Source organism: Nodosilinea sp. LEGE 07088 (genome assembly GCF_015207395.1).
Taxonomy (GTDB): Bacteria; Cyanobacteriota; Cyanobacteriia; order Phormidesmidales; family Phormidesmidaceae; genus Nodosilinea.
Map to the genome: position 1 here is coordinate 1 of NZ_JADEWX010000237.1, position 7,194 is coordinate 7,194.

Here is a 7,194-nt window from a genome sequence, read left to right on the forward strand (position 1 = left end):
GGCGGTTGGTTTAGTTGGCCTGACGGCTAGGGGGTTTCTGAAATGGTTTTGAGGAGTGGTCATGCTCGGTCTTTGGGCTAAAACCAGCGGCACCTGGATCAATGTCGCCACTGTGATGGCGGGCACTGGGTTGGGGGTACTGCTGCGCAGTCGTCTACCCCGCTCGATGCAGCAGATTATCACCCAGGCGGTGGGGCTGATGACCCTGGTGATTGGCATGGCCATGGCCCGCAGCCTATCGGCCATCGATGCTGGCCCCATCGACGGCATTATTTTGGCGCTGCTGGTGATGGTGGCGGGCGGGCTGCTGGGAGAATGGTGGCAGATCGAAAAACGCCTCTCGGTGCTGGGCGACTGGCTCAAGGCTCGGGTGCGGGGCGGGGGCCGCTTTACCGAAGGGTTTGTGGCGGCTAGCCTGCTGTTTTGCATTGGCCCCATGACCATTGTCGGCAGCCTCAACAACGGGCTGACGGGCGACAATGCCCTGCTGACGCTCAAGGCCACCATGGATGGGCTGGCGGCGATCGCCCTGACCGGCACCTACGGCATCGGCGTCGGCTTTTCGGCCCTGAGCGTATTTGTGGTGCAGGGGGGGCTGTCGCTGCTGGCCAGTCTGTCGGGCGCGGTCATTCCCGACCCGGCCACCAGCCCCCAGGTGCTGTTGATTACCGGCACTGGCGGGCTGATGATTTTGGGCATTGGCTTCAACTTGCTGGAAATTGTCCAGGTGCGAGTCGCCTCATTTTTGCCAGCGCTGCTGCTGAGTCCGTTGGCGATCGCCCTTGCCCAGCGGTTTTAGGTCTCCAGGCGCAGGGCCAATCACTGAGCTAATTTTTGACCACCCGCTATTCTGAACCTTCTAGAACCCGCCATGCCCTACACCCTAGATCAGCTCAACACCATGACCGAGGCCGAGTTTGTGGCCGCGATCGGCCCTGCCTTTGAAGCCACCCCCACCATTGCGGCCCAGGTCTGGCCCCAGCGTCCCTTTCGCTCTGTGGCCGAGCTGCACCGGGCCATGGTGGCGATCGTTCGAGCCCTGGATCCCGAGGCAAAATTAACCTTGATTAAAGCTCACCCCGATCTCGGCACTCGGGTCACCATGGCCGAGGCCTCCGTCGCCGAGCAGAGTAAGGCGGGGCTAAACGCCCTCAGCGCCGAAGAATATGAGCGCTTTCAAAGCCTCAACCAGCGGTACAAAACCACCTTTGGCTTTCCGTTTATTTTGGCCGTGGCCGGCCACAACAAAGCGTCAATCCTAGAGAATTTTGCCCAGCGGCTGGGCAACTCCCCCGCTGTCGAGCAGGCTACTGCCCTAGGCGAAATTGAGAAAATTGCCCGCCTGCGGCTGGAGTCCTGGGTGGCAGAGGCCACCTCCCGAGGGGCCTAGAAAAGCTGAGTTCGGGATAAGAATTTTCCTGCTAAAGCAAGCTTGCTGTCCCCTCCTGGGAGGGGTAGGGGTGGGTCAATCGAGGCTATCGGCGGAACTTCACCGTATTGAGCCGATTACTCTCTGTAGCAGTTTTGACCCACCCCGCCCTCCGGGCACCCCTCCAGAGGAGGGGACGGCGTTATCCCGAATTGAGGTTAGAAAAGCTGCGATCGCCGAGAGCATCGGTACAGTATGGCTTAAACCCCGGTTTCTGTACCGGCGTTCTAGGCGTAGCGGGTGAGCTGAATGCGATAGCGCTCTTTCTTAGTGATGGCTACCTCGCCAATTTCCAGCCGCCCCTTGCCGCGAATGGCAACCAAATCCCCTGCCGCCAGGGTATGGCTGGCCTGGGTGATCGCCTTCCAGTTCACCCGCACGTCGCCGCTGGCGATCAGGTCAGCCATTTTGCTGCGCGACATGCCAAACCCTGCGGAGGCCACGGCATCGAGTCTTAGGGAAGCCTCAACGGTGGTGAGTTCTTTTTTCTTAGGCGGACGCACCCGCAGCTGATCCCAATCCAGGGGCTGGGTTTTGACCGGCACCGATCGCACCTGGGTCAGCGACTGAGTGAGAAACTCAGTTAGCTCGGGCACGGCGATCGCCTGGGCACCCCGTTCCCCCAGCACAATGATGTCGCCCACCTGGCCTCGGTCTAGGCCCGTACCCAGCACAGCCCCCAAAAAATCGCCGTGGTTGGCGGGGTCAAACATAAAGTTGCCCCCCACCGTCAGCAGCGCCAGGGGAATCTGGCTGGGCTCAAGGGGAATCTCGGCTCGGGCGATCGCCAACCGCTGCCGCTCGGCCTGGGGATAGCCTCCCCAGGCTAGGCTATGGACATCGGTTAGCCGCTGTAGGGTGGCCTGGGCCTCGACCTGCTCTGGCGGCGATAGAAAATCGGTCACCACTACCTCCCAGGTTTTAATCGCCTGGTCGGCCAGGTCGAGCACGCGAGCCAAACAGTCGCGATGTTCAACCGATTTCAGCAGGTCATCCTTAGGCAGCATAGGCAACAGTGACAACGCAATGATCGGGCAGCAGTGAACTCCATCTAGGCTGAGTTCACTGCTTTCACCTTACTGGTTTGGGCGCACCAAGGGCAGTCGTCTGTGCCAGTCTGACCAGCCGCTTACCCCTGAGGGATGGCTGGATGCAGATAGGTATTTAGTTGGAACACTCTAAGGGCGAATGGCCATAAAGCCTCTGGCTTGGCTATACCTACGCCCTGACCCAAATTCATACCGTTATTCAGCAACACCGCCCCTGAGATATCGGGCCGAAGTTAGTTTGCGATCGTGTCAGTGACATCCTTGCGCTTGGCATAGATACTCTTCAAGTGGCGCTTCACGGTGTTAACGGTAATGTAAAGTTCCTGGGCGATCTCCTCATAGGTGCGATTGGCTCGACGCAGCACCCACACCGCCCGCTCCCGAGGCGTGAGGTTGTATTGCACCGCCTCCAGTAGGGCAGAGGCATGGGCCGAACGGGTTTTGTTTTCTAGGGAAACCAGCAGGTAAGAATCCGCTGTCGCCGGAAAATCGAGCCACTGGACACGGACCCGAATCTGGTGACCCGAGCGGGCCGTAAACTCCTGGGTCAGCACTAGCAGCGTATCGGGATACAGTTCGCGGCTTTCGCGCAGGTGCTGGCCCATAACGGTGAGGCAGGTTGGCAAGCTACTGTCGCTAGGGCTGTCGCTGAGGTCACGGCACAGGGTCCGGCCCTTTTGGTTGCTGTGTACACAGGTGCCGTCAACAGACAGCACTAAAATTCCGTCAACAAATCCTTCAAGAACGGCATTGAGCAGGGGCAAATTAGCAGTCTCCTGGGTTGATGAGGCGGCAATAGGGAGGGAGGCGGATGAACTGAAAGTGACCATGGGGTTACCTGGTGGAAGACACAACAGAGTTGGTGCAGTCATCCGGGAACACAATCTGTAGACTGGCGATAAAGAAAACCTCACTCCAGAGGATGGGTTCTCCGCACAGCTAGGACAGTTTTCTAAGTGGCTATTGCGCTGGGGGCGACCATGATGGCCCGTCAGGTCGTCACTAACAAGGGATCTGAGCCAAAGTACCTCGGCCTAACAGCGTTTTCAGCCCTCTGAAGTTCGGGGCTGAACCGGTTAAGAATTCTTCACGACAAGGGCCGGTTGCCTGGCCCAGGCGGGCCGATTTCAGGCAGCGGCAGCCTCTGATTGAAAAACACTAGACCAGATCCTAGCCAGGAGTTGAAAAAAAAGAAGCTTGTCTATATTGTTAGGGGCGTTCTATCGGGCCAAGGAAACACCCAGGTATGACACGGTCTAACCAACAACGATGGCGGTGTTTACAGGGGAGCATGGTCGCTGCGGCGATCGCGCTGTCAGGCATGTCTGCTGCCGTTTATCCAGGGCCAGGTTACGCCCAAGCCGCTGCCCCGAGTGAGGCAGCCGAGGCAGCCCTCAACCAGGGCCTTAGCTTCATTCAGCAGGGAGAGTTAGACAGTGCTCTGGCCCAGTTTCAGGAGGCCATTGCCCTCGACCCCACCATGGCTGCAGCCCATTACAACATCGGCCTGGTCCTGCGCCAGCAGGGCAATCTACAGGATGCCGCCTCAGCCTTTTGGGCCGCCATTCGAGCCGACCCTGAGTTTGCTCTGGCCTACGCCAATCTGGGCGGGGCTCTGATCGAAGGCAATAACCTCGATCAAGCCGAAGCCTACCTACAGCGGGCCATTGCTATTCAGCCTGACCTGGTCAATGCCCACTACAATCTGGGGCTAGTGTATCAATCCCAGGGGCGCTTCCCCGAGGCCTTGGCCGCCTTTGAACAGGTTGAGCAGCATAACCCCAATGCGCCCGAGTCGTTTTTGCAGCGGGGCATTATCTACCTCCAGATCGGACAAAATACCGAAGCTGAAGCCGTGCTCCAGCAGGCGATTGCCCTAAACTCGCGCTACGCCCAGGCCCACTACAATTTGGGCATTGCCCGCTTTAACCAGGGGCAAACCGAAACCGCCCTCGACTCGTTTCGCATGGCCACCCAGATCAACGGTCGCTATGCCGACGCCTACTATAGCGCTGGGCTAGCCTTTGTAAAGCTAGGCCGTTATGACGAAGCCCGCACTGTTTTAGAACACGCCAAAAACCTCTACATCGCCATGGGTAATCCTACCTGGGCGGCCAAGGCCCAAGATCATCTGGGTCGTCTACCCGCGAGCTAATAGGACATCCACAGGACTCCACTGGACTAGTACTCGATGAATTGGAGGGTGTCTCGACACTGTAGCTCTGCTAGCGAGCCCCCTATGGCAACGTTCCCAAATGACGCACCCAATCAGGCTGACCAGGCTACTACTGAACCACCTGGCGCATATAGTTACCCCATACCGCTGCGGCTTGGCCGCTGCTGCCCCGGGTGGGGGTATTGTCGTCATTGCCAAGCCAGACGCCGGTCGTGAGATCGCGTCCGGGCACAAAACCAACAAACCAGAGGTCACGGTTGTCGTCGGTGGTGCCAGTTTTACCCGCTTCGCCCAGGCCCAAAAAAGCGCTGCGACCAGTGCCTCCCTGCACTACCCCCTGCAGCAGCCCCGATAGCGTGCTGGCAATTGTGGGGTCGATCGCCTGACGGTTAGAGTCTCCCGCCTGGCCAAACTCGTAGATTACCCGGCAAGTGCTGATGTTGTTTAAGTCGGCGCAGTCGCTGCTGTCGAGCACCCGCTCCACGCCGTGGGGGCGGTTCCAGACGCCGTCATTGGCCACAGCGGCAAAGGCCCCGGTGAGCTCCAGGGGGATGACTTCGCTTTCGCCCAGGGTGAGGCCGGGGGACGCCACCAGCTTAGACTCAATGCCCAGGCGCTCGGCAATGTTGATTACATTGCGCAGGCCAGCCTCCTGGGCGATGCGCAGGGCCACCACGTTCTCAGAACGGGCCATGCCCGCGTACATGTCGAGCGAGCCCGAGCCCGAGCGACAACCCGCAAACTGCTGGCCGCTCCAGTTCAACGTCTGGCACGAAAACGACTGACTGGGGGAAATTCCCGCCTCAAGCGCAGCCCCGTAGGCAAACAGCTTGAAGGTCGAGCCAGGTTGACGCCGCGCCTGGGTAACGCGGTTAAACTGGCTTTCGCCATAGTTGACGCCGCCCACCAGGGCCCGAATGGCCCCGGTGCTGGTTTCGAGGGTGACCACGGCTCCCTGGGAGTAGCCCAGGGCCGACCCTTGGGTCGCAACATCCTGACTGAGGGCAGCTTCGGCAGCCTTTTGCAGGTCGAGATCGAGGCTAGTCTGCACGTAGAAGTTACCTTCTCGCGCTAGGGAGGAGCCCAGCACCGTATCGAGTTCTTCAAAGATGTAGCTGTAGAAGTAGGGGGCCCGGGTGCTCTGGAGCTGGCGGGTGGCATCGGGGCTGATCTCAATGCGCGATCGCCGTGCTCGCCGCGCCTCCTCCTGGCTGACCATACCCAGGGCCACCATGCGATCGAGCACGCGATCGCGGTAGGCCACCGCCGCCTCGTAGTTTTGCACCGGGTTAAAGGCATTGGGGCCGGGCAAAATGCCCACCAGGGTGGCCGACTCCGACAGGGTCAGATCGCTAGCGGGCTTGTCGAAGTAAAACTGGGCCGCATCCTCAAAGCCATAGAGATTTTCACCCAGGTAGACCCGGTTGAGGTAGGTGAGCAGCAGGTAGTTTTTGCTGTAAAACGTCTCCAGCTTGAGCGCCGTGATCGCCTCGCGAATTTTGCGCCCCGCCGAATCTTCGGTACCGACGTATTCGCGGTAGACGCTGCGGGCTAGCTGCTGGGTAATGGTGCTGCCCCCCTGGCGAATCGCACCATCCTGTATGTTGATCACCACCGCCCGCAAAATGCCGATCGGGTCAACCCCCAAGTGCCAGTAGTAGCGAGTATCTTCGGAGGCGACCAGGGCCTTGGGCAGATAGGGCGAAAAGTCGCCGATGCGGCGCAGTTCTTGGTGCGACTGGGTGAGCTGTTCCCGCAGGGGTACAGAGGTGCCATTTTCTTCACCCAGGATGACTACAGGCCCCTGCACGGAGTCGGGCAGGGGCCGCATCGGAATTTTGGGCCACTCGATGCCGACAATCCAGGCACCCACCGCCAGCGACAGCCCCGTAAAACCGAAGAGGGTATAGCGAGCAGTTTTGACATACCAAGGGGGCGGTTCGCTAAACCGCAGGGTAACCGCGTCTTCCAGTTCGGGCGGGCCAAGGGTGTAGACATCGCCGTGGTTCATCACCGTCTGGGTGAGCCGCTTTTTGCCCCGATAAATGCCGTTGGTCGATTTGCGATCCTTCATCACGAAGGGCTGACTGGGGCGGTTGACGTCGCGAGTGAGGGTGGCGTGAACCTGGCTGACGATAGGGCTCGGGGCCACAATGTCACACTGGGAGTTGCTGCGCCCTAAAATGTAGTGCTCGCCCAGCAGCGGATAGGTGGTGGGCTGACCGTTGACGGTCACCTCAATTTCGGCGGCGCGAGCCCCTTGCTTCACCGACAGCTTGCCGAAATCGACCTTGGCCTGCACGGCCTGCAAGGCCTGAGTCACGGTTTTGAGCAGGGTACGAGGCTGGGAGGGTTCTGGGGGCGACATGGCGAATGGTGATAGGCCCAACCGAAATACAGCCCTATTGTAGTCCTTAACGGGTGACAACGTACCTAAAGAGCTTGCTGCATCAGGGATAGAGCATAGAGACCACGCTGAAAATAGCGATGTTTATGGGGTTTGAGCGCTATCAGTTGGAGTGCCCAGTCGGTCCATAACT

The 7,194-nt window shown here is 59.5% G+C and carries 6 protein-coding genes; 3 read left to right on the top strand and 3 right to left on the bottom strand.

Annotation, left to right across the window (positions count from 1 at the left end):
* The first annotated feature begins 61 nt into the window (after positions 1 to 61).
* Positions 62 to 799 carry a DUF554 domain-containing protein gene (locus tag IQ254_RS28400; RefSeq protein ID WP_193969511.1) on the top strand — a complete coding sequence of 246 codons (738 nt, stop codon included), beginning with the start codon at positions 62 to 64 and terminating at the stop codon, positions 797 to 799.
* 72 nt (positions 800 to 871) lie between these two features.
* The gene (gene uraD / locus IQ254_RS28405; protein WP_193969512.1) at positions 872 to 1,390 is read left to right on the top strand and encodes a 2-oxo-4-hydroxy-4-carboxy-5-ureidoimidazoline decarboxylase; all 519 of its coding nucleotides are present in this window, start codon (positions 872 to 874) and stop codon (positions 1,388 to 1,390) included.
* A gap of 266 nt (positions 1,391 to 1,656) precedes the next feature.
* Here the strand turns inward: uraD and IQ254_RS28410 are convergent, their stop codons facing one another.
* Together IQ254_RS28410 and IQ254_RS28415 are read right to left on the bottom strand one after the other, a co-directional pair.
* Positions 1,657 to 2,436: a photosystem II S4 domain protein gene (locus tag IQ254_RS28410; RefSeq protein WP_193969513.1), complete on the bottom strand. Its 780-nt coding sequence runs from the start codon at positions 2,434 to 2,436 to the stop codon at positions 1,657 to 1,659.
* Positions 2,437 to 2,711: 275 nt separating this feature from the next.
* Positions 2,712 to 3,308 carry a LuxR family transcriptional regulator gene (locus tag IQ254_RS28415; protein ID WP_193969514.1) on the bottom strand — a complete coding sequence of 199 codons (597 nt, stop codon included), beginning with the start codon at positions 3,306 to 3,308 and terminating at the stop codon, positions 2,712 to 2,714.
* A 416-nt stretch (positions 3,309 to 3,724) separates the two neighbouring features.
* Between IQ254_RS28415 and IQ254_RS28420 the strand changes: the two genes are divergently transcribed.
* Entirely contained in the window at positions 3,725 to 4,633 is a 909-nt protein-coding gene (locus IQ254_RS28420; RefSeq protein ID WP_228041188.1) for a lipopolysaccharide assembly protein LapB, read from the top strand.
* Between the two features lie 130 nt (positions 4,634 to 4,763).
* On the opposite strand, the gene IQ254_RS28425 is transcribed toward IQ254_RS28420, so the two are convergent.
* Positions 4,764 to 7,022 (bottom strand): transglycosylase domain-containing protein, encoded by a 2,259-nt coding sequence (locus IQ254_RS28425; RefSeq protein WP_193969515.1) that lies wholly within the window; start codon positions 7,020 to 7,022, stop codon positions 4,764 to 4,766.
* Between the last annotated feature and the right edge of the window lie 172 nt (positions 7,023 to 7,194).

Excerpts from the sequence above, each read along its gene's own strand:
- IQ254_RS28410 (WP_193969513.1), bottom strand. The coding sequence starts at position 2,436 with ATGCTGCCTAAGGATGACCTGCTGAAATCGGTTGAACATCGCGACTGT.
- IQ254_RS28425 (WP_193969515.1), bottom strand. The coding sequence starts at position 7,022 with ATGTCGCCCCCAGAACCCTCCCAGCCTCGTACCCTGCTCAAAACCGTG.
- IQ254_RS28415 (WP_193969514.1), bottom strand. The coding sequence starts at position 3,308 with ATGGTCACTTTCAGTTCATCCGCCTCCCTCCCTATTGCCGCCTCATCA.
- IQ254_RS28400 (WP_193969511.1), top strand. The coding sequence starts at position 62 with ATGCTCGGTCTTTGGGCTAAAACCAGCGGCACCTGGATCAATGTCGCC.
- uraD (WP_193969512.1), top strand. The coding sequence starts at position 872 with ATGCCCTACACCCTAGATCAGCTCAACACCATGACCGAGGCCGAGTTT.
- IQ254_RS28420 (WP_228041188.1), top strand. The coding sequence starts at position 3,725 with ATGACACGGTCTAACCAACAACGATGGCGGTGTTTACAGGGGAGCATG.